Origin of the sequence: Roseimarinus sediminis (genome assembly GCF_050433125.1) — a bacterium.
Lineage (GTDB): Bacteria > Bacteroidota > Bacteroidia > Bacteroidales > Prolixibacteraceae > Roseimarinus > Roseimarinus sediminis.
In genome coordinates, this window is record NZ_JBNPXV010000002.1 from 226018 (window position 1) to 246449 (window position 20432).

18 protein-coding genes are annotated in these 20432 nt (G+C 44.8%); 9 read left to right on the forward strand and 9 right to left on the reverse strand.

Annotated elements, in window-relative coordinates; translation table 11 throughout:
- Window positions 1–36: 36 nt before the first annotated feature.
- Window positions 37–351 (reverse strand): hypothetical protein, encoded by a 315-nt coding sequence (locus FHS86_RS03920; protein ID WP_429411359.1) that lies wholly within the window; start codon window positions 349–351, stop codon window positions 37–39.
- Between the two features lie 266 nt (window positions 352–617).
- Here FHS86_RS03920 and FHS86_RS03925 point away from each other — a divergent pair, with 266 nt between their 5' ends.
- Window positions 618–785: a hypothetical protein gene (locus tag FHS86_RS03925; protein WP_429411361.1), complete on the forward strand. Its 168-nt coding sequence runs from the start codon at window positions 618–620 to the stop codon at window positions 783–785.
- Window positions 786–816: 31 nt separating this feature from the next.
- Here the strand turns inward: FHS86_RS03925 and FHS86_RS03930 are convergent, their stop codons facing one another.
- The 4 genes from FHS86_RS03930 to FHS86_RS03945 all read right to left on the reverse strand — a co-directional run bounded on the left by FHS86_RS03930 (window position 817) and on the right by FHS86_RS03945 (window position 3562).
- Entirely contained in the window at window positions 817–1269 is a 453-nt protein-coding gene (locus tag FHS86_RS03930; protein WP_429411363.1) for a GNAT family N-acetyltransferase, read from the reverse strand.
- Between the two features lie 253 nt (window positions 1270–1522).
- Window positions 1523–2170 carry a YciI family protein gene (locus FHS86_RS03935; RefSeq protein ID WP_429411365.1) on the reverse strand — a complete coding sequence of 216 codons (648 nt, stop codon included), beginning with the start codon at window positions 2168–2170 and terminating at the stop codon, window positions 1523–1525.
- A gap of 42 nt (window positions 2171–2212) precedes the next feature.
- A complete protein-coding gene (locus tag FHS86_RS03940; protein WP_429411366.1) occupies window positions 2213–3088 on the reverse strand; it encodes a cation diffusion facilitator family transporter in 876 nt (291 codons plus the stop codon).
- A 30-nt stretch (window positions 3089–3118) separates the two neighbouring features.
- Window positions 3119–3562, reverse strand: a complete 444-nt coding sequence (locus FHS86_RS03945) for a MarR family winged helix-turn-helix transcriptional regulator (protein WP_429411368.1) — start codon at window positions 3560–3562, stop codon at window positions 3119–3121.
- Between the two features lie 572 nt (window positions 3563–4134).
- Here FHS86_RS03945 and FHS86_RS03950 point away from each other — a divergent pair.
- Together FHS86_RS03950 and FHS86_RS03955 are read left to right on the forward strand one after the other, a co-directional pair.
- Window positions 4135–5478, forward strand: a complete 1344-nt coding sequence (locus FHS86_RS03950) for a hypothetical protein (protein ID WP_429411370.1) — start codon at window positions 4135–4137, stop codon at window positions 5476–5478.
- A gap of 97 nt (window positions 5479–5575) precedes the next feature.
- On the forward strand, window positions 5576–8107 hold the full coding sequence (locus tag FHS86_RS03955) for a pectinesterase (RefSeq protein WP_429411372.1): 2532 nt from the start codon (window positions 5576–5578) through the stop codon (window positions 8105–8107).
- An 87-nt stretch (window positions 8108–8194) separates the two neighbouring features.
- Here FHS86_RS03955 and FHS86_RS03960 read toward each other — a convergent pair whose 3' ends face one another.
- The 3 genes from FHS86_RS03960 to FHS86_RS03970 form a co-directional block, all read right to left on the reverse strand.
- Complete coding sequence (locus FHS86_RS03960; RefSeq protein ID WP_429411374.1) at window positions 8195–8494, reverse strand: hypothetical protein; 300 nt, start codon at window positions 8492–8494, stop codon at window positions 8195–8197.
- Between the two features lie 53 nt (window positions 8495–8547).
- Entirely contained in the window at window positions 8548–10818 is a 2271-nt protein-coding gene (locus FHS86_RS03965; RefSeq protein WP_429411375.1) for a pectate lyase family protein, read from the reverse strand.
- A 173-nt stretch (window positions 10819–10991) separates the two neighbouring features.
- Window positions 10992–11696: a Crp/Fnr family transcriptional regulator gene (locus FHS86_RS03970; RefSeq protein ID WP_429411377.1), complete on the reverse strand. Its 705-nt coding sequence runs from the start codon at window positions 11694–11696 to the stop codon at window positions 10992–10994.
- 205 nt (window positions 11697–11901) lie between these two features.
- Here FHS86_RS03970 and FHS86_RS03975 point away from each other — a divergent pair, with 205 nt between their 5' ends.
- The 6 genes from FHS86_RS03975 to FHS86_RS04000 all read left to right on the forward strand — a co-directional run bounded on the left by FHS86_RS03975 (window position 11902) and on the right by FHS86_RS04000 (window position 17701).
- A complete protein-coding gene (locus FHS86_RS03975; protein WP_429411379.1) occupies window positions 11902–13503 on the forward strand; it encodes a tetrathionate reductase family octaheme c-type cytochrome in 1602 nt (533 codons plus the stop codon).
- A 1-nt stretch (window position 13504) separates the two neighbouring features.
- Entirely contained in the window at window positions 13505–14107 is a 603-nt protein-coding gene (locus FHS86_RS03980; RefSeq protein WP_429411381.1) for a cytochrome b/b6 domain-containing protein, read from the forward strand.
- 22 nt (window positions 14108–14129) lie between these two features.
- Window positions 14130–14654, forward strand: a complete 525-nt coding sequence (locus tag FHS86_RS03985; protein WP_429411383.1) for a rhodanese-like domain-containing protein — start codon at window positions 14130–14132, stop codon at window positions 14652–14654.
- Window positions 14655–14720: 66 nt separating this feature from the next.
- Complete coding sequence (locus tag FHS86_RS03990; protein ID WP_429411384.1) at window positions 14721–15686, forward strand: rhodanese-like domain-containing protein; 966 nt, start codon at window positions 14721–14723, stop codon at window positions 15684–15686.
- A 122-nt stretch (window positions 15687–15808) separates the two neighbouring features.
- Window positions 15809–16852 carry a porin gene (locus FHS86_RS03995; RefSeq protein WP_429411386.1) on the forward strand — a complete coding sequence of 348 codons (1044 nt, stop codon included), beginning with the start codon at window positions 15809–15811 and terminating at the stop codon, window positions 16850–16852.
- Window positions 16853–16864: 12 nt separating this feature from the next.
- A complete protein-coding gene (locus FHS86_RS04000) occupies window positions 16865–17701 on the forward strand; it encodes a sulfurtransferase (RefSeq protein WP_429411388.1) in 837 nt (278 codons plus the stop codon).
- Window positions 17702–17869: 168 nt separating this feature from the next.
- Here the strand turns inward: FHS86_RS04000 and FHS86_RS04005 are convergent, their stop codons facing one another.
- A complete protein-coding gene (locus FHS86_RS04005; protein WP_429411390.1) occupies window positions 17870–20206 on the reverse strand; it encodes a glycoside hydrolase family 2 TIM barrel-domain containing protein in 2337 nt (778 codons plus the stop codon).
- Window positions 20207–20432: the final 226 nt, after the last annotated feature.

Consider the following 20432-nt stretch of genomic DNA (forward strand, 5'->3'; position numbering starts at 1 on the left):
TTTGAACGCAGCGCTAGCGAGTTGTATTTTAGGGAATTACACGTTTTGATGATCAATCTGCACCTTTGGATGAGCATTCTGCATCTTTGGATGATCAATCTGCATGTTTTGATGATCAATCTGCACGTCTGGATGATCAATCTGCACCTTTGGATGAACAAGATTTTCATTTTGATGATCCATGTTGACGTTTGGATGGGCATGGTTTTCTTTTGGTTGAACAAAAGTAATTTTTCGAAGGTCATAGAATAAGTGCGAAACCCTTATCAAATAGTGCATAATCAGTATCAAAGTCAGCAACCGCATCATCAAAATCGGTTTAAGTCTTAGCAAAAAAGTATCGGGCTTCATCCAGAACGATTTTGACTACAGAGAAGCATCGGGGATGGAAGAAAAAAGATTGAAGAGATTGTAGGAAAAGATTGAAGAGATTGAAGAAAAAAGATTGATCATTCCCTTCAATCCTCCTTCAATCTTTACTCAATCTTCACTCAATCTAAAAAAAGCAGGATGTGCTGTTAAATGAAAATTACGATACGAGTCACCTAAGTGCAGCAACGCTGACAGACCGCCTGGTGGCGGTGCTGTCAGGTTTTAGAACGTGAAATGCTAAATCTTTGAATGAAGCGGCAACCCGACAGCGTCCGAAGGACCTGTCGGCGTTGAAAAGAGAAGGAAGAAAAATGATGGAAGTTATTGTAATGAAGGAAATGTCACCCACACCGCGTGGCATTTTTGTGAAGAAAGATCAGGCTCCCTCTACTGATGGCTGTATTATCGCTTAATGGCTCTTTGTTGTTTTTTCGTTTATTCCGATCACATCCCTTTTAGTTCCTTTTTAAGATAAATCATATCAACAAGTTGAATGTCTCCCTCGAACATCGGGTGGTCGTAATGCTCAGTAAAGAAATTCTTTACACGGTGCGATATTTCAAAGCCGCAACTTTTATAAAACGACAGGATGGCAGGTGTTTCGCCAGTTCCGACCAGCATTGTTGGGTAGCTGTTTTTGTAGAAATCGGAAATGAAGCTGATCAGGGCACGACCGTAACCTTGGCTCTGATATTTTTCGTAGGTGGCTATGTTCTTCAGTTCGCAGCTTTCGCTATCGATCGGTACTACCACGCAAACGCTTTTCAAATCATCGTCATACAGAGCAAACAGGTCGCCATCGGGCAAATACCTGTCAATCATGTCTTCCTGCTCGTCGGCCAGCAACAACAGGTCGAGGAACTGTTTCTTGTTTTCGTTAATTTTTTCTATTCTCATTGTTTTGTAGTTTTTTGCTGATTCTTCAAACAAGACAATAGCGAGCTGTCACTTGCTACAAGATGCCAGGCGAAGGTTTCGAACTAAGATAAAAAATATCCGAAACATCCGTAGGTTCCGGCTCCCGCTCGTTTGCAATGAGCCGGAGCAGGCTTAAGCTGTGCCAATCGGCGGCCATCGGTGGTGCTGCATGTTCAACATAGGCATTCAGCTGATCGGCAATTCAGGCAATAACAGGAAAAAATAAAGGTTTCTAAGGTTTCAGTTTCCAGATTTTATCAGACGCAGGCAAGTATTCGGGAAGTGCAGCCGAACCGTACCAGGTGAATATTTCATAAGCAAGTAAGCCGTTTTTGATGGCCGGATCGCTTTGAAGCAGGTTCTCAACTTCCTCTTTAGAATGGATATGGTCGAAAATAAAGATTCCCCGGTAGTTGTTTGCATTTTTTCCTAATGGCCCGGCTACCACCAGTTTGCCCGCTTTGACCAGTTGGTTGATGTTGGCTAAATGACCTTTGAAACTTTCACTAATCAATGCATTGTCGGAAGTCGTATTGCTTCCGGTAGTTAGAATGACAAAAAAGTAATTTTTCATTCCGAAAGCATCTCCACCTAATTTTTCGGCCAGTGCCGGGTCGTAATTCGGGTTCGCCAGTGCGCTGTCTTCTTCACTCGTTCCTGCATTATGTATGCTCATTTTGTTCGAAAGTTGAGCAGGACCGCTGTTGGCTTTCAGTGCGAAAAGTTCGCTTGATGTTGTTTCCTGAAAAACTGTTTTATTCGGATAATCGTCATGGTGGTTTGTATATTCCAGACTAGCTGAATGCTCATCCACCTGGTTGGTTTGTCCAAAGCTCAGCCTGGTCAAAACCATCAATGCAATTATCAAAGTTGGTTTCATCGATCGTACTTTTACTGTTACACTTTAAAGATACAAATCTTATTAATCTGAAGGGTGCTTACAGTTTAAAGGTTCAACGTGTATGGTTGAAATGATCCCAAGTTGTTTGAAAACAATGGTTTCAAGGTCGGTGGCAATTTTATGTCCGTCTTCGATGCTTAAGTCATTGCTGAGTTTGATATGAAAAGTCAATTCCTGATGCCCTACATAATTGTGGATATGAAAATGATGAAGCTGCAGGTCTTCGGGATAAAACGGCGCAATTGATTTTTTAATTTTATCAATCAATTCGGAGCTGGCCTGCTCTCCCAGTAGTTTGTTAATGGCCTCTTTTGCAATTTGATATGTTGCATAAAAAAGCATCAGTGCGATACAGGCGCCTAAAACACTGTCGATCCACCAGAAATGTTTTGCAAACAGAATTCCTGCCAGTACAATCAGCGACGACAAGGCATCTGTACGGTGATGCCAGCCATCGGCTTTGATGCTTACATTGCCGGTTTTTCGACCAATATAAAATGCATATTGCGCAAGCGCTTCTTTAGCAATAACAGAGATGACGGTCACAACGATGGCAAGGGTTCCAAACTCGGTTGCTTCGTGGTTTTTAAACTGGATAATCGCATCCTTAAGAAAATCGAATGCTATAATTCCGAGAAGAAAGGCAATGAACAAAGCAGCAATCTGTTCCCAGCGGCCATGCCCGAAAGGGTGTTCGTTGTCGGGCTTTTTCGATGACAGCTTCACGGCAACAATGACGATGATTGAACTTAACGAGTCGGAGAGTGTGTGCCATGCATCTGCGGTGAGGGCGATCGAACCTGTAACAATTCCTGCCCAAAATTTCAGAATAAAAAGTACGCTGTTAACCAGTACTGAAATCATTCCTTCAAGGTAGCCTGCTTTTTCCTTATTCATACTTGTTGAAATATAGTTATATCAATCTAATTAGTGCCTGGTGTTTTTTATTTTCATCAGCGATTTAACCGACTTGTTCAAGAGTACGATCAGTATTTCCTGTTCCGATTCGGTCATCTCTTCTGTCAATAGTTCTGCAATTCGTTTGTGCAGCTCGGCATGCAGATTAGCAGCTGTTTCGCCCTCTTTGCTTAAATGAACATGAGCACTTCTTCTGTCTTTGTCGGAGGTCACTTTGTATAAAAAGCTTCGTTTCTCCAGCCTTTCAATCATGACCGAGATGGAAGCTTTTGCGATGTTCATCTTCTCAGCCAACTCGCTGAGTGAAGGATTTTGCATGTTTTTTATTAATTCAATGCAATACAACTGTCTTGAAGTGAGTTGGTTTAAATTTGATTTTTGCTTCATTTCTTCTTCAAGTACTTCGCTTGAATGTAGAATGGAACTTAATAACTGTGCCAGGTTTTTCTGCATATTTCAATATTTTACGGAGCAAAAGTAATAAATAATTAGACAAGGCTAACTAAAGCAATGAAATAAATTTCAAACTATCAGGAAGTCCTTGTTTCATGGGAAGGAGTCATTAAGTCACTAGGAAAAAGTCAGTAAGTCATTGAGGAAAAAGCCATTTGTGTGAGATTGTTTGCATCGATGGCTTTCTCTTCTTTTCTAATGACTTACTGACTATTGACTTTTTCCTTTTATCAAATGACTGAATTATTATAGACATGGTGACTATTGACCTTCGGGTCTTTCACAGGGTAAAGTAGAGACGCACTATAGTGCGTCTCTACTGACCAATGACTCTTTCCTTCCTTTTCAATTAAAAAAATTCAGGAAAAAGGTGATTTTTTTTAATTGTCTGTAAAACAAAACGATGAATGTGAGTAGGCATGCTATGTAATCGTTTTCGTAAGCTCCTGTTAAAAGCAGGAAATCAATGAAATGGCTTTTTCGGCATCAAATTTGAACTGTTTGGCACTATACAAACCGCACCGAAAGTTCACCCGGTACCAATGAGCAGAAGTGCATAAAAAAACAAAGCTATGAAACGAAATATAACCTTCCTGCTTATAATAATATTGGCCAGCATGGGGCAGCTCTCTGCCCGGCAGGTAGTAACAGTAAAGGCCACCAGTTACGACATCAGTGACAACCTCGATTTGGAAGCCGTTGCCTTCCTGTTTGGAAGAGCAGACAACCTGGAGGATTTTGAAAGAAAACTGAATAACCCGGAGGAAAGAATTTCGAACCTCGATCTGAACCGCGATGCCTATGTCGATTACCTGCGGGTAGTCGAAGTTTACGAACAGGGAGTTCACCTGGTTAGTATTCAGGCCGTGCTCGACCGCAATGTTTATCAGGAGGTGGCTACCATCGATCTGGAACGCGATCGGCGTGGAACCATCCATGTTCAGGTGATTGGAAACGAGTTTCTCTACGGAATGAACTACATCATTGAACCGGTTTATGTACACCGTCCGGTAATTTTCGACTGGTTCTGGCATCCTTACCACACCGTGTGGGTTTCGCCTTACCGCTGGAATTATTACCCCGATTATTACCGTTACCGTCGTGCCCATGCAATTCATGTTTACCATCATCACATCAGGAACTATTACAGGCACCACGACTTTCACTGCCGCTATGTACCGAATCGTTACAGCAGGGTGGCAGAGAAGATTCACCACCATCACTACCGTAACGACTATGCACGCAAGCATCCGCACAAATCGTTTGAATACCGTAACAAAGGAGTTGAAAATCATCAACAGCTGGTTGAACGTCGTTCGGCACGGCCGGCAATTGAAAACAATCGCAGGAGTTCCGAAATGAATGCACCGGCCAATGTAAGGAGCAGCAACGATCGAAACAGGCAGGCAGCAAGCCCGAATGAGCGCAGTTCACGTCGCAGCTATAGTGCACCGGCTCAGGAAAGCAGAAAGCAGACCAGTCCGGAATACAGTCGGCGCAGTTCAGGCTCCCGGGAGGCCGTTCGCAGCGAAAGTCCTTCCAAGTCAACCACTGTAAATACCGGCAGGACAGCTGAAAGCAATCGCAGGGTTTATACCCGTAGCGAAAGCAGTCCGTCGATTGCAACAACCCGCCCGGCTCGTGAGCAGGTGAAAAGAGAAAGCCGCAGCACCAGCCGGACTTATCAAAAACCAGCCGACAGCCCTGCCAGAAGTAAACGCAGTACAACGGTAGCACCTCCGGCCCGCAAGAGCAACGATGCCCGTCCTGCTTCGCGCAGTGTGAACCGGAGCAGCAATACAAAAAGTCAGAAGGTAGCAGCTCCGGCAAGGTCAGCAGCAAAAAAGGATGAAGTTAAAAAAAGTGCCCCCTCGCGCCGTTCATCCTCCGACAATAAAAGCAACGGACGCAGATAAAGAGCACAACACAATGATATATTAAAAGGCAGCCCGAAACGGCTGCTTTTTTTTGTATGTGTATTTCCTGTATTTTTGAATAGCAAAAGTTTAAAAAATGAAGAAAATACATCGTCCTTACCTCTTATTCGTTCTTGGTATTATCTTGTTTGCTGATCCGCTGGCTGCTCAATATCAGTCGCTCGATCCTTCCTGTCCGATTGAATTTCATGGTACTTATCTGCTGTACAGGCAGCAGAAGATCGAGCTTGGACCCCGTGCCTTTTTCATCGACGGTCAGATGAGCAGGGAAGAGGCTGGTAAGCATCGGTGGGTATTTTCATCGGTGAACGAAGCAGTCGCCCACCTGAGTGATGGCACTGAGGATGAACCCATGGTGCTCTACCTTGCGCCCTGGGTTTACTGGATCGATGACCCCGATGACCAGGCGGTGCGGCGGGGGAAAAACGGTCGTCCTCCCTATGCACTTGAAATCAGTTGTGACTGGTTGCGTTTTTATGGTCTTAGCAACGATCCGTCGAAAGTCGTATTGGCTGTAAACCGTGGTCAAACCATCGGTGCCGAGGGCAACTTTACCATGTTCCGCTTTGATGGTGATGGCACATCGGCTGAAAATATCACTTTCGGAAACTATTGCAACATCGACCTGGACTATCCCTTGAAGCCTGAACTGGGAAGAGAAAAACGGGCCGCTGCCATCGTTCAGGCCCAGCTCATCCACTGCAATGGCGATAAGATAGTAGCCCGCAATACCCGTTTTGTAAGCAGGTTGAACCTTTGTCCTTTTGTTGGTGCCCGGCGTGCGTTGTTCGATCGCTGTCATTTCGAATCGACCGATGATGCCTTGTGTGGTACGGGTGTTTACCTGAATTGCACGCTCGATTTTTACAGTTCTAAACCTTTTTATTATACCCGGGGAACGGGAGCTGTATTTTTAAACTGCGACATCGATGTATATAACGGCGGGCGGCAATATTTCACAAAGGCCAATGGTCAGCTGGCCGTCATCGATAGCCGTTTTGTTTCGGAAAGCAGCAACTACATAGGCTGGCAGGATCATCCGCCACTCGAAACCCGGAATTATCAATTTGGAAACACACTGAACGGACAAGCGCTGTTTATCGGAAAAGAAGATACGGTTTCGACAGTTGACCTTCAGACTTTGCCCCTGCTTGCTGCCTACCGTCTGGAGCATGCCGATACGGTGCTTTACAATGTTTACAATTTGCTAAGGGGAAACGATGACTGGGATCCCACCCATACTGCCCGGCTGATCAAATCGTTGGAAATAAGCGAAAGGCACAACTACAGTATGCTTCCTGTTCAACTCAGGGTGAGCCCCACGCAGGTAAAGATCGAAACAGGAAAGGACAGTTTGCTGCTGAATGCTTCGCTGTTTCGCTTTGGAAATGTGCCTTTTCATGATGAAAAAATCAACTGGCGGCTGGCGGCCGGAGCAAAGCATTTACTTACACTTCATCCTTCAGCCGATGGAGCTGCATGTATCCTGATTCCGCATAACGATAGCAATGAAGCACAGCAGGTCATGGTGGAAGCTTTTACCGAAAGCGGGCTTGAAGCGGCAGCAGTAATCACGGTTTTACCATCGGAACTGCCATCGCCCGACTTTGTTGTTCAGCCTGTTATCCATGCAAAAGGCAATGGAGAGCTGGTGGTGGATTACCGGACCGACACTGCGCTTCCCGATCAGTCGTTTGTGAGCTGGTTTCGCTGTACCGATGCCTCGGGAAAGGATGCAATAGAGGTGGCGGTATCACGGAATGATCAGCCTGGCAAAAACTACCGGCTCACGGCTTCCGATGTTGGCTACCATGTGATGGCAGTTGTCAGCCCTAAAAATGCACGCAGTAAGCCGGGCAAGGCTTTTCGGACAATCACCGCTGTGCCGGTTGATGCTTCGATGGTAACAACAGATCGGGCATCCCTGAAAACGGACTTCCGGCAGCTTTCGGTGAATAATCAACCAGAAATCATCCCTGGCTTCTGGACTTTCAGGCATTTTGACGATTCGGGGACTGAGGCCCGCCAGGCAGTGCCAATGACCGGGAATGCCTGGCATTATGGTGAAGGTCGCGACGGTGCGCATGGGATGAGTGGTTTGTTGCAAAGCGGCAGAAGTGCCACCTTGTTGTATACCCCCTTGCCCGGGCAAAGGGGAAATATGAAACTAAATTTGGAACTGGCTCCATACAAAACGGCCGGACAGGGCTTTAGTGTTGCCCATCTCTACATGGATGTGTTGATTGCTTTCGACACCAAAAGCATGAGTGGTTACGCTTTGCGCCTGATCCGCACCACAAAATATGGAAATGCCGTCGATGCTTACTTTGTAGAGTATAAAAACAATATCGCGACTCCTGTTGGCAAGGCCGTAACCACAAGCGCATTCCGAACTCCCTGTACCATCGAACTCATTGCAAAGGGAAAGCAGCTTTCGGCCCGCTTATCCACCGAAGGGAATTATACCGATCCTGCATTTCCTGAATTATTACCACAGCTTGCTATTTCCGTTGATGTCGATTCGGTGTTCCATGGTGGTTTTGGAATCAATTACAACGGAGGTGTTCAAACCATGATCAGGCAAATAGAGGCAAGGTGGGAGCCATGAAAGCACTCGCTCAAAGGAAAGCGGACGATTTCACAGTGCCAAAATTCTTTAAGGAGATGAATGAAGCAGGCCGAAAACTAATTCTTTCTATTCATCCATGGTTTCAAATTCCAGTTCAATGCCTCCGGTCCATTTCGCCACGAGGTTGTACACCACACAACTGATGGCCGTAGTGATGAATCCAAATAAGGCATAAAGAATGGGCAAAAAAATGAAAAATAAGGTACCACCAAAGGGAAATCCGGGGAAGCCCTGATTGGCGCCCATGTGATTGAAGGTGTTGGCGATCAGTGAAACTGGTAAAATGATTACCAGCGAAAGCAGAAAGAAAATAACAGCAGCTACTTTGGATGTTTGATACACACCCAGTTTTTTTACACGTTTCATGTTGGTAGTTTTAAATTTGTTATGTCAGTTTAAACATGAAATAAATGTATACTTTATTTTCTACTTTTCATAATAAGTTGCTGTGAAATTGCTCCTTTGCTTTCAATACGCACCAGGTAGCTTCCAGCCTTCAAATCAGTGATGTCGATCGTTCGGTTTAGGGGTGTGATCTTCTTCACCAGTTTACCCTGCATGGTATAAAACGTGACCAGGGTAAGCTCCTCATCGCCCGAAATGTTAATAAAAGCTCCGGCCGGGTTGGGATAGAGTTTGAGTGTTGAAAGCTTTGAGTCAGCCGTACTGCTGGTATCGTATACAACGGCGATGTAGTACAGGTTGGCCACATCGGCTTTGCTGATTTCGCAGGTGCCTGCAGCCAGCGTGATGCTTACGATGCCGTTTACGGCCTGATGGTTTTCACCGTTGATCTTGATACTTCCTGAGAAATCTTCATTGAACACGAGGGTCAAACTTGCTTCCTGCGTGGTGGTAAACGAAATGCTGGTGGCTGATTCAATTTTGAGACAGTGGGTCAATGTAAGTTCGTTGTAGTGAACCGTTCCTTTTGAGTCGGAAAGATTGCCACTAATGGAATAGAAGCTGCTGCTCAATCCGGCAGTGGTGAAATTGTGGATCATGTCGCTTTCGTCAACCGGTTCATCGGGATCGTCGGAGTCGTCATCATTGGGAATACTGTCGCCCTGCACAGCCTCCAGTTTCGTTTGGTAACTTAGGAGTGCATTTTTCAAGGCAGTATTGACGGTATAGGCAGCATCGTCGACAGCATTATTGAAGGTCCATGTAAAGTCACCTCCGTGCATCCGTCCGGCATATTTTATCACGGTTTCGCGAGCAGCTTCGGGCGTTTCGGCCGTGTAGTCATACATGAGTTCCGTATTGGTGTCGAAATTATTGTAGCTATTGCCGCCGTAAACTGTTTTGACAGTGCTTTCAATTTTGTTTTCCCTTTCGCTTGCCACAAAGGCGTCGAAATCGTTTTGCGAAGCAGGAAAAGCAGGATCATTGTAGGCTACAAAGCGCTTTTCGCCCGCCATGAAATTATTAAAAGCCTTGATGATACCACCATCTTCCTTCGAAAAGGTAGGCATGTCGGAGTAATCGTTCGAATTGGCTGCTTCATCGTATACATCGGAACCCTGCATCGAAATGAGCATGGGATACTTGCAGTTGCGGAAATAATTGCCTTCGACAAAAACCGATGATCCGTTGGTGGCACCAACGCCGTATTTGGCGATACCGTCGTAATAATTGTTGTACACATGGGCTGAGTAGTAGCGGACACGCGGATGACGCGAATCGGAATGGTCATACCAGTTGTGATGGTAGGTGATGTACCAGCCGGTGGTGCTTCCCTCGCTTAAACCCAGCAGGTTCGATTTGCCGGTGTCCCAAAAATGATTGTACGAAAAAGTGACCCAGGTTGATTTTTTGCAGTCGAGGGCGCCGTCGCCTTTGGCCTGGTCGGCATCTCCACCGGCATTTCCGTAGAAAAAATCGCAATGATGCACCCAAATGTATTCGTTGTTTTGTTGCAGGCCCAAATCATCGCCCTCGTCGCTGTCGGTGTTCATGAAGCCAATGTTCCGGATTTCGATGTTGCTGGCATTTTTAACCCTGATGCCCCAGCCGTCGGCCACAGCATCGTTGCCAATGCCTTCAAAAGTAATGGAGCCCGTTGCGTTGTTGCCGTTTTCGATGACCAGATCGCCTTTATCGGTGTAGGCCGGGTCGGTAATTTGCCCGATCATGCGCACATTCAACGGACGCATGTCTTTGCCTTTTTTAAAACCTTCGAGGATGGCTTGAATGCCAACGCAGGGATTGGAGTTGGCTCCGGCAACTTCGAGCGAAATGCTGTTTTTATTGTTTTCGGTGAGGTACAAAACCACCGCATTGTCTTTTAATGTACCATCGGCCATGTAGGCACCGGGGGTTCTGTTGTTTGAAAAAGCAAAACCTGTCCGGTCGTGCGATATTACCTGTAATTCAGGAGTTGCAATACTTTGGCCTTCCACGTCCTTGTATACCGGTACAACTTCCAGAACATAGTTACCTGCTTTCAATCCCGGTATGTCGGCACGGAAATAGCTGCCGTATGATCGGATCAGCGGCTCATCGATGGCCTGTCGGGCCAGATCTTCTCCTCTAAGATAAACATGGTAGGAGTCGGCTTCTTCATCGGGCTGCCAGCTTACAAAGGCCGATTCAAGCCAGCCTTCATATTCGATAAGACTGATTGTTTGTGCACTGCCTGTAAACGTTACCAAAAGTAAAAACAGAATGAAGGGTATGCGCTGAATCATTGCTTTTATAATAGGTTAATCTGATGTGCAAGATACCTTTTTGGATTGACAAATGAATGCATATACAAAGAAACTAGGGCGGTAAACTATCCTATTAATAAGGGGTAATCGCTTTTCTAAATTTAAAACGACCGATGTCGTTTTCCCTGTCAGCATAAAATTCCAGTAGAATTTTAACCTTTTTGGCTAATTTCAACAAGCTTGGTGGCATCAATAATTTCTATGTTTTTACCTTTGATGCTGATGAGTTTTTCTTCTTTAAACTTGGTAAGTATGCGTGTGGTACTTTCGATTGACATGCCTGCCAGTTCAGCCAGTTCTTTTCGGGAGAGTTCCAGATCGAAGGAAGTTTTTTTATAGATGCGGTTGGCCAGGCAGAGCAGTACATCGGCCATACGGCCATAGGTTTGCTTGTTGGTAAGACAGAAGAATCTGCCATAATTAATTAAGGTATGTTCGCACATGATATCGATAATTCGTTTTCCAAAACTGGCGTTCTGGCCAATTATCTGACGCAAAATCTTGATATCAATTAACTCAACAGTCGAATCGATGTACGCCTGGCAGGAATAAAAGAAAACAGAGTTTTCCTCGCTTAAAAAAGAGATTCCCAGGAGGTTAATCGGGGGAAGTATTTTCAGAATAAGTTTCTGTTCACTGTTGTTATCGGCAATAAACATTTTGGCCAGGCCTTCAGTAAGTAAACCAATGTGTGTCGCAAAGGTTCCCTGTTTAAATATCATCTCACCGCTTTTGTACCGTACTTCGATGCTGTTTTTGTGAATCAATTCGAGTTCTTCTGCCGTTAGCATATCAAAAATCAGTGCTTCTGAAAACGAGAAGGAACAACTATAAGGTATTGATGTGTTGGTTGGCATTTTTCTTTCTGTTAATTCAGGCACTAAAATAGATAAATGTATCAATACTTTTATTGACCTGTGTCAAGTTTTTTACTTGCCGCCGTCACAAAAAATGCCTTTTCATCTCATTCGTTCGACCGTTTCATTGCCAGTGCTAATTCTGGGTAGAAAGGCTGGCCTGTTATAGCTTTGAAACCATAACAAAACCTAAAATTTTCAATATATGAAGGGGAACTTTAAAGAAAGGCTGGAAACGCTGGTTGTTGTTTTTCTATTACCAGTTCTTACTGCGGTTATTCTTTTTCAACTAAAAGAAACCAAGAGCGATCCGGTAAAACCGGAAGCTGTTTTGCAGTCAGAATTACAGATTTCAGCCGATCACAGCAATTATGAGCTACTTCAACAAGCGTTTACCGATCCCAGAAAAGTTACTGAAGCCTGTTTGACCTGTCATACGAAACGGGACGAGGAAATCATGGCCACTGCTCACTGGAAATGGGAAAGGGAAACCGAACTGCCCGACGGACAAAAGGTGAGCATTGGTAAAAAGAACCTCATCAATAACTTTTGCACCGGAGCAGTAGGAAACAATGGATCGTGCATGCGTTGCCACATTGGCTACGGTTGGAAAGATGAATCGTTCGATTTTAACGATCCCAACAATATTGATTGCCTCGTATGTCACGATAATACCGGTACTTATTTCAAGCAAAAGGGACAGGCAGGCTTGCCGGCCACTGCCGAAACTGCTGATGCTTTTTATTCGGTGCCCGACTACAACTATATCTCGGCCAATGTTGGTTTACCCAAACGCGAGAATTGTGGCATCTGCCATTTTCATGGAGGAGGCGGTAACAATGTTAAGCACGGCGATCTGGAAGAAGCCCTGCTCGATTGTTCAAGAGAAGTAGATGTTCACATGACGACCGAAGGAGCCAATATGCAGTGTACCGATTGTCATATTACCGAGAATCACAACATCAAAGGCAGGGCCTATTCGGTTTCAGCAATGAATACGAACCGAATCAGTTGTGAACAATGCCATACCGACGCACCGCATCAAAACCGTATTTACGACCAACATGTTTCGAAAGTGGCCTGTCAAACCTGTCATATTCCAAGTTATGCCAAGGTAAATGCCACCAAAATGTGGTGGGACTGGTCAAGTGCCGGACAAACCAGGGATGGCAAGGCATATCACGAAAGTGATGTTGATGGAAATCACAATTATTTGACAATCAAGGGGAATTTTGTGTGGAACGATGATGTTGAGCCGGAGTATTATTGGTTTAACGGGACAGCCGATCATTATCTCACAGGTGAAAAAATAACCGGAGAACCTGTTAAGATCAATGAATTAATGGGTGATTACCACGATAAGGAGGCAAAAATATGGCCGGTAAAGGTACATCGTGGTAAGCAAATTTACGACACTGAATCGATGGAACTGCTCAATTTAAAATTATGGGCAGAGTTTGAAGGAGAAGGTGCCTTTTGGAAGGATTTTGACTTTGATACCGCGGCTGTTTTGGGAATGGAATATGTTGGCCGTGAATACAGCGGAAGCTACGACTTTGTGAGAAGTGATGCCTATTGGCCAATTAATCACATGGTAGCACCAAAGGAACAAACGCTAAGTTGTAAGGAATGCCACAGTCGCGACGGTCGTCTGAATCAGCTCGATGATTTCTATCTGCCGGGCAAGACTTATAGCGCCTTTGTCGATGGCTTTGGAATGCTGGCTGTAATCATGTCGCTTCTTGGAGTAATAAGCCACGGTATTGGCAGGTATTTTTTCTCGTTAAAACGTAAAAAGCAGAATTAGGATGGAACAAAAAATAAAATTGTACGGAAACTACGAACGCTATTGGCACTGGGCCCAGTTTGGTGCCATTGCCACCCTTACCCTCACTGGTTTTGAGATTCATAGTTCCTATGAGCTGATGGGGTATGAAAGGGCTGTAAATGTTCATAATGTTGCAGGATGGGGTTATTCAATATTGCTTGTATTCACGCTCTTCTGGATGCTTGTGACCGGCATGTACCGTCAGTTTTTGCCAACCACAAAACGGTTTCATGAGCAGTTCAGGTTTTATGCCTTGGGAATCATGAAAAATGAACCTCACCCGGTAAAGAAAACACCTGAGAACAAAATGAATCCTATTCAACGGCTTACCTACTTCGGTTTGATGTGGTTTTTGCTGCCCTTGCAGGTGCTTACGGGTTTGCTGTACCTGTATACCAATATTGCAAAAGACCTGTTCGGTATCGAAAGCATACGGTGGATCGCCCTTTTACATACACTGATGGCTTTCATGGTCATTGTATTTGTGATTGTTCATGTGTACATGATAACCACAGGACATACATTAACTGCTTACCTTGAAGGAATGATTACCGGTAAAGAAAAAGTAGAAGTTCACGAATAAACATAACTCAAAAACAAATACTATGAAACTTAAGTGCATATTATTACTGGTTACCGGCCTGGTAACAGGTTTGATCACCATGGGGCTGATTAGCGATAAAGAGCATTTTGTGTCGACCAATGAAATGGTGGCAATTGCTGAAAACGAATGTCAGGTTTTAAATGCCGAAGGTTTGGCTGAATTGATGATGGGCGAAGAAGTGTACACCCTGATTGACGTTCGCCAGGAAATTGAACACTACTACGGTTACATTCCCGGATCGGTGATGCTGCCCCGTGGAAGCCTGGAATTTAATATTGAAAACAAAGAATTCTGGGAAAACGAAGGAATTTACATGCCCCTGAAGGAGGAAGCCATTGTGGTTTACTGTAAGAAAGGCAATCGTGGAGCCCTGGCTGCTCATACACTTAAACACATGGGCTACAAAAAGGTATACTATCTCGAAGGTGGTTTTAAACAATGGGAGTTGTCCTACCCCGATTATGTAGAGAAAAATCTTCAGGCCCTTGGCGGTGCACATGAAGAAGAAGACACCGGTGGTTGCTAAATCAACCAGGTTCAATGAAAGTAGTATTACAAAATCTATAAAACCGAAAAATTAAAAAAAATTATTATGAAAAAATTGATGAAGTTGATGGTGCTGTTCACCATCGTACCCGCATTATTCTTTACAAGTTGTAAACAAACAACAGAAGAAGCCAATGAATTTCTGACCTTAAAAAGCTATATGGAAGCTAACAGCCTTGACTTAAGTGCGGTTATGACCAATGCCGATGGAGCAAAATTTGTAATCGGGGTTAAAGAGGGAACTGAACTGGATGATAAATATGTGATTGACATTCGGTCGGCTGCCGACTTTGCAGCAGGTCATATCGATGGGGCCAAAAACTATGCCTTTGCTGACATTCTTACTGCTGCTGCCGATGCTGAAACAGCTGGTAAGGCCCCCGTTGTGGTTTGTTATACCGGACAAACGGCTTGTTATGCTACTTCGCTGTTGCGCATGGCCGGTTACTCCGATGCTCAGGCATTGAAATGGGGGATGAGTGGCTGGAGTGAGCAAACCGATAAATGGACTGCCAATTGTGCCGATATCGCCGGGGATCATGCTAACTGGAGTTATGAGGCTGCTCCTTCGATGCAAGCCTTTGCTGCACCGCTGGTTGTAACCGGTAAAGAAGGTGGAGCTGAAATTCTTCAGGCCCGTATTGAAGCAGTAATTGCCGAAGGTTTTAAAGGGCTTAAAGCAACCGATGTGCTGGCTGCCCCTGAGAACTATTTCATCAACAACTTCTTCTCAGAAGCCGATTTCAGTGCTTTTGGTCATATCAAGGGAGCATATCGTATTTCGCCACTGGGATTAAGCAATGTTGAAAATCTTGATCCCGAAGCCAAGGTGGTGACTTATTGCTATACCGGTCAAACATCGGCCGTAATCACTGCCTATTTGCGTGTTTTGGGTTACGATGCCCACAGTTTAATGTTTGGAATGAATGCCCTGTACAATTCAAACGAGGCATGGTCGTCGAATCAGTGGGGCGGAGATTCCAAATCGAAGCAATTCCCCCTGGCCCAATAATTTAAACTCTTTGATTGTTCGTGGTGCAGTATCGCACTGCATCACGAACATTTTTCTGCTTCAACTGAAGGTTTTTGGCCTTCAGTGCCCTGACCGAAATATTAAACATAAAAAATTAAACAATGCAACTAAAAAGAAGAATAGTACTTGCATTTTTGCTAATGGGTGCAATTAGTGCCGCACATGCCCAGGGCTGCGCCGAGCCTTCGTCAGAAGAAGGGGTTTCAGTATTTGGCTTTATTCAGCCTCAGTTGGAAGTTGGATTCACCGATCCTTCAACAAGCACTTTTTCTTTTGAAAGAGCCCGTTTGGGGGTAATGGGAAACATTCCCTACGATTTTTCTTACTATGTGGTAATGGAAATGAGTCCCTTTCTGAACGAAGCGGTACCATATCCTACCTTACTCGATGCTTTCATCTCCTATACCCGCTATGATTTTCTGAAAGTTTCAATGGGATCGTTTAAATCGCCCTTTGGAATGGAGACCAATACCGCCTGTTCTGGTCTGGCCACGGTTTATCGTTCGAAAGCAACCCTTGAATTGAATGCTCCGTTTCGCGATTTGGGTTTGATGGTACTGGGTGGCAGCAGCGATACAAAGTGGCAGTATGCTCTAGGAATAATGAACGGTGCCGGATTGGGACACCGTGATGACAATCATTTTAAAGACCTTGTAGGCCGTTTGGGTGTTAATCCGCTTTCGTGGTTGCATCTTGGAGTGAGCGGCAAATACGGACAGTCGCCTTCGGCTGCCGGTTTGGAGGATCCCGATATCAGAACCCGGCTCGGTGCCGAAATCGAAGCTAATTTCAGTGGTCGTCTGATTGTTCAGGGTGAATACATTTATGCCATGGATCAGGGGAGTTCTATTGTTGGTGGTGGTTGCAGCGGTGGCGGCGAAGTGGTCATTGGCGACAAAGTCCGCTCAGGTGGCTATGTACAGGCCATGTACAATTTAAGCTACCAGTTACAACCGGTGGTGAAATTTGAATATTACGACAGCGATGCCAATATTGTCAACAACGAAGAGTATGTGTTTACAGCAGGTGTAAATTATTTCTTCAACGACTGGACCCGTTTGCAAATGAACTACCGTTATGCTGCTGAAATGCCTGTTGATACACCAAACGACCAGATAGTTCTTCAATTACAAGTTAAATTCTAAAAACAGTATAAGATGAAACAATTAAGCTTAATTATACTATTTGTCGTTGCAGTTGGTCAACTGTTTGCCGCAGGCGACTTTGCAACGGTAAAGGAAGTAACATCAAAAATGATGGACAAAAACACGGTCATTATCGATGCCCGTGCCGGGAAAGAATACAAAACAGTGCACATCCGAAATGCCGTCAATATTCCCATAGAAGAGTTGTCGGTAAAAGAACCGGTTGAGGGAATGCTTAAAAGCAAAGAAGAAATCGCTAAGATTTTTGGAGACCAGGGGGTAACTCCCGATAAAAACGTCTACCTGTACTGCTCGAAAGGAAACAATGCCGGACGCATGTACTGGGTCATGAAAATGATGGGTTTTGAAAATGTGAAAATCATTGATGGCAACCTCGATGCCTGGAAGGCTGAACGCAAGCCGGTTACCAAAAATCCAACCATGGTGAAAAAAGCGACTTTTACACCTGTAATGAACACTTCAACATTGGTTGCTATTGACGATGTTAAGGCAAAAATGAATTCTGCTGTTATAGTTGATGCACGCGCTGATAATTATTTCAACGGTACCGATCCGAAAAGTAAAGGGCATATAAAGGGGGCTGTCGGCATCAACTCCGACCTGATGAAAGACGATCAGGGAATGTTGAAATCAGCCGACGAACTGAAGAAAATTTTCGAATCGAACGGCGTTACCCGTAACAAGGAAGTAATCCTTTATTGCCAAACCAGCACCCGTGCAGGTTTATTGTATGCTATTTTGACTACGATTCTCGATTACCCCAATGTAAAGGTATATGATGGAGCCTACAACGAGTGGGTGGCCAAAGGTAATGAAGTGGTAAAATAATATTGGAATGACTGAAAAATGACTAAAAAAATCCGGATGGACTTTTACCAGTGTATTTCATTTAAAAATACCGTACTGGTCTGGCTGTGATAAAGTTTAATATTTTCGGTTTTGTTAAAGGGGCTGTCTGTACAGGCAGCCCCTTTTTTTGATATAGAATAGTTGTTTTTATTCCGGATCGATTTCCAGATTGACTTTGTTTACTCCTTTGGCAGAGGCACTGATCGTAAAGACATTGCCCGATTCTCCAATTCTTATCAGTGCGGTGGCAATGCCGGCTTCGCTAAGAGGCATTTCCGGATTGATGAGTTGTGCATCGCCTGCTACTTCAAAGTTGACTGTCACGTCGTTGGTGCGAACTATGCTTCCGTTTTTAGCTAGCAGTTTTGCATATACGAATACCACGTCGTTTACTCCCGCGCGGGGTGCTTTTCCGCTTTCGTCTGCAAGTAATTTAATTTCCGAAACTGCTTCAGGAGTTTTCACGCTGTGGCTGGCCACTTCTTCCTGATTGATATAAGCCTTTGCCATCAACTCGCCTGCAATGAACTTCTTAAGCTGAAAGGTAAAGGGCGGGTGAGGAAGCTTGTTGCTGATACGGTTTTGATCGGGCTTTTGTCGTCCCATGCTTTTCCCGTTAAGAAACAGTTCCACTTCTTCGGCATTACTGAAAACCCGTACATTAAGTGGTGATGCTTCGGTCCACCATGAGGCAATATGTACCATGGGGCCGCTTTCATAATGCTCCGAATGTAGCGCAGCATCGCGCTGGCTTTGGTAAAAATAGTAGCTAAACTTGGGCACACGATCGATGCTCATTATTCCCGAGGCTTCGAGGTCGTCGGAGTACCCCCTGTTGTAGTCGAACATTACCCAGTAGCTGTCGGAAAATGCCGGTGTGTCGTAATTCGAATTGTGGGCTTCCTGAATATTGGTGGCTTGCTGAAGCAGACGAACTTCGCCATCACTGAGTAGTTGTCGGCTCGAACGATCGGCCTGTTTCAAATCGCCCCAGTTATCCTGATCCAATCCGGCATTTTGGGCATAGTATTCCCAGTCGCCATATTCCGAAACACTGTAGGGTTTTGTGGGTTCTTTGTAGTGCCCCAGACGGTGCTGGCGGGCCTGCAGGTAGATATCATAGCCATATTCCTGCCAGCCTGCAGTATAACACTGATCACCGGGATATTCAGCGTGGGCAATGCGGTGCAGCTCGTCGATAAAGCTTTCGTCCATCCACGATTCGTTGAGCGATACCTCCCAGGCAAGAACACTGGGATGGTTGCGGTCGCGCCGTACCAGGTCGTGGGCTGTACGGAAAATTTGTTGTTGAAAGAGGCTGTCGCGGCTGTAATACTGCCAACCCAGGATGGCGTCGAGTACTACAAGTCCCAGTTCATCGCAGGCATCCATAAAGGCAGGTGAATGGGGATAGTGCGAAAGACGCACGTAGTCGAAACCTGCCGACTTGATTTTGTAGGCATCGCGGTATTGGGCATCATTGCTCAGGGCATAGCCCATATAGGGATATTCCTGATGACGGTTCACGCCGCGCAGAAACATTTCTTCACCATTGATTTTGAACGAGCCTTTCGTCACTTCGATGTGACGGATCCCAATGCGTGTACTTTCGCCATCGAGCTCTTTCCCGTTTGCAATCACCTTGGTTTTAAGGGTGTATAACGAAGGTGAGGCCGGTGACCACAATTCGGGGTTTTTCACCTCGATGGAAGTGCTCAGTGCTGTGTCACTTCCTGCTTCCAGGCTGGTTTTGCTACTCAGTCCCGAAGCCACCATTTTCTGATCTTTCCACAGTTCGTTAATGACCAGAAAGCTGTGGGAACTTTTGTCCTGATTGCTTACATGGGTTTGAACCTGAACGACTGCCAGTTCCTTGCTTACTTTGGGGTAGCTTACAAAGATGCCACCACCGGCCGTTTTGTTGGCCAGAATGGGATCGGTGATGTGTAGCTGATTTTTGGTAATGAGCCATGCATCGCGATACAAGCCGCCATGCATGTTAAAATCAAGTCGGCGCATGGGTTTTGGACCAGTAATCTTATTGTCGGTATTATCGAGCTTCACCACAATGGTATTCTTCTTTCCGGGAAGTGCTTGTTCAGTAAAATCGAAAACAACCGGCAGATAACCGCCCAGGTGTTTTTTTACCTGCTGACCGTTCACCCAGAATTCTGAAACATTCATGGCTCCTTCAAATCGAAGCATTAGTCGCTGGCCTTTGGCCGATGCGGGGATTTCAAAATCTTTTTTGTACCAGCAGGTGCCCTGCCATTGTCCTTCCATCACCTTAGGCGCAATTACCGGAGTGTGGGGCAGGCTCACTGCTTCCCATTTGCCAATGCTTTCAATTTCTTCAAATTCGGCATCGGCAATGGCAAACTGCCAGTTGTTGTTGAATAAAACTTTTGTTGACTGTGTTTCATTGCAGGCACTTAGCCAAAGAATTGCAGAAACGGTTAAAAATAATTGGATCACCCTTGTCATATTGTATAGATTTTAAATATAGTAAAAGTAAAAAGTCATTGGTCATTAAGTAAAAAAGGAAAAAGTTACTAAGCTAATGCTTAATTTTTTTGTTATGGATAAACCAATGGTGATGGTAAAAGTACTGACATTTTCGTTCCAAAGCCTTCCTGACCATTGACTTTTTCCTTTTTCAACGACTCTTTCCATTCCCAAGGACTTAATGACTTTTTCTTTCTTAATGACC

Bases quoted from the DNA above. Each gene is read 5' to 3' on its own strand.
- FHS86_RS03920 (WP_429411359.1), bottom strand. From the start codon at position 351: ATGAAGCCCGATACTTTTTTGCTAAGACTTAAACCGATTTTGATGATG.
- FHS86_RS03930 (WP_429411363.1), bottom strand. From the start codon at position 1,269: ATGAGAATAGAAAAAATTAACGAAAACAAGAAACAGTTCCTCGACCTG.
- FHS86_RS03935 (WP_429411365.1), bottom strand. From the start codon at position 2,170: ATGAAACCAACTTTGATAATTGCATTGATGGTTTTGACCAGGCTGAGC.
- FHS86_RS03940 (WP_429411366.1), bottom strand. From the start codon at position 3,088: ATGAATAAGGAAAAAGCAGGCTACCTTGAAGGAATGATTTCAGTACTG.
- FHS86_RS03945 (WP_429411368.1), bottom strand. From the start codon at position 3,562: ATGCAGAAAAACCTGGCACAGTTATTAAGTTCCATTCTACATTCAAGC.
- FHS86_RS03950 (WP_429411370.1), top strand. From the start codon at position 4,135: ATGAAACGAAATATAACCTTCCTGCTTATAATAATATTGGCCAGCATG.
- FHS86_RS03955 (WP_429411372.1), top strand. From the start codon at position 5,576: ATGAAGAAAATACATCGTCCTTACCTCTTATTCGTTCTTGGTATTATC.
- FHS86_RS03960 (WP_429411374.1), bottom strand. From the start codon at position 8,494: ATGAAACGTGTAAAAAAACTGGGTGTGTATCAAACATCCAAAGTAGCT.
- FHS86_RS03965 (WP_429411375.1), bottom strand. From the start codon at position 10,818: ATGATTCAGCGCATACCCTTCATTCTGTTTTTACTTTTGGTAACGTTT.
- FHS86_RS03970 (WP_429411377.1), bottom strand. From the start codon at position 11,696: ATGCCAACCAACACATCAATACCTTATAGTTGTTCCTTCTCGTTTTCA.
- FHS86_RS03975 (WP_429411379.1), top strand. From the start codon at position 11,902: ATGAAGGGGAACTTTAAAGAAAGGCTGGAAACGCTGGTTGTTGTTTTT.
- FHS86_RS03980 (WP_429411381.1), top strand. From the start codon at position 13,505: ATGGAACAAAAAATAAAATTGTACGGAAACTACGAACGCTATTGGCAC.
- FHS86_RS03985 (WP_429411383.1), top strand. From the start codon at position 14,130: ATGAAACTTAAGTGCATATTATTACTGGTTACCGGCCTGGTAACAGGT.
- FHS86_RS03990 (WP_429411384.1), top strand. From the start codon at position 14,721: ATGAAAAAATTGATGAAGTTGATGGTGCTGTTCACCATCGTACCCGCA.
- FHS86_RS03995 (WP_429411386.1), top strand. From the start codon at position 15,809: ATGCAACTAAAAAGAAGAATAGTACTTGCATTTTTGCTAATGGGTGCA.
- FHS86_RS04000 (WP_429411388.1), top strand. From the start codon at position 16,865: ATGAAACAATTAAGCTTAATTATACTATTTGTCGTTGCAGTTGGTCAA.
- FHS86_RS04005 (WP_429411390.1), bottom strand. From the start codon at position 20,206: ATGACAAGGGTGATCCAATTATTTTTAACCGTTTCTGCAATTCTTTGG.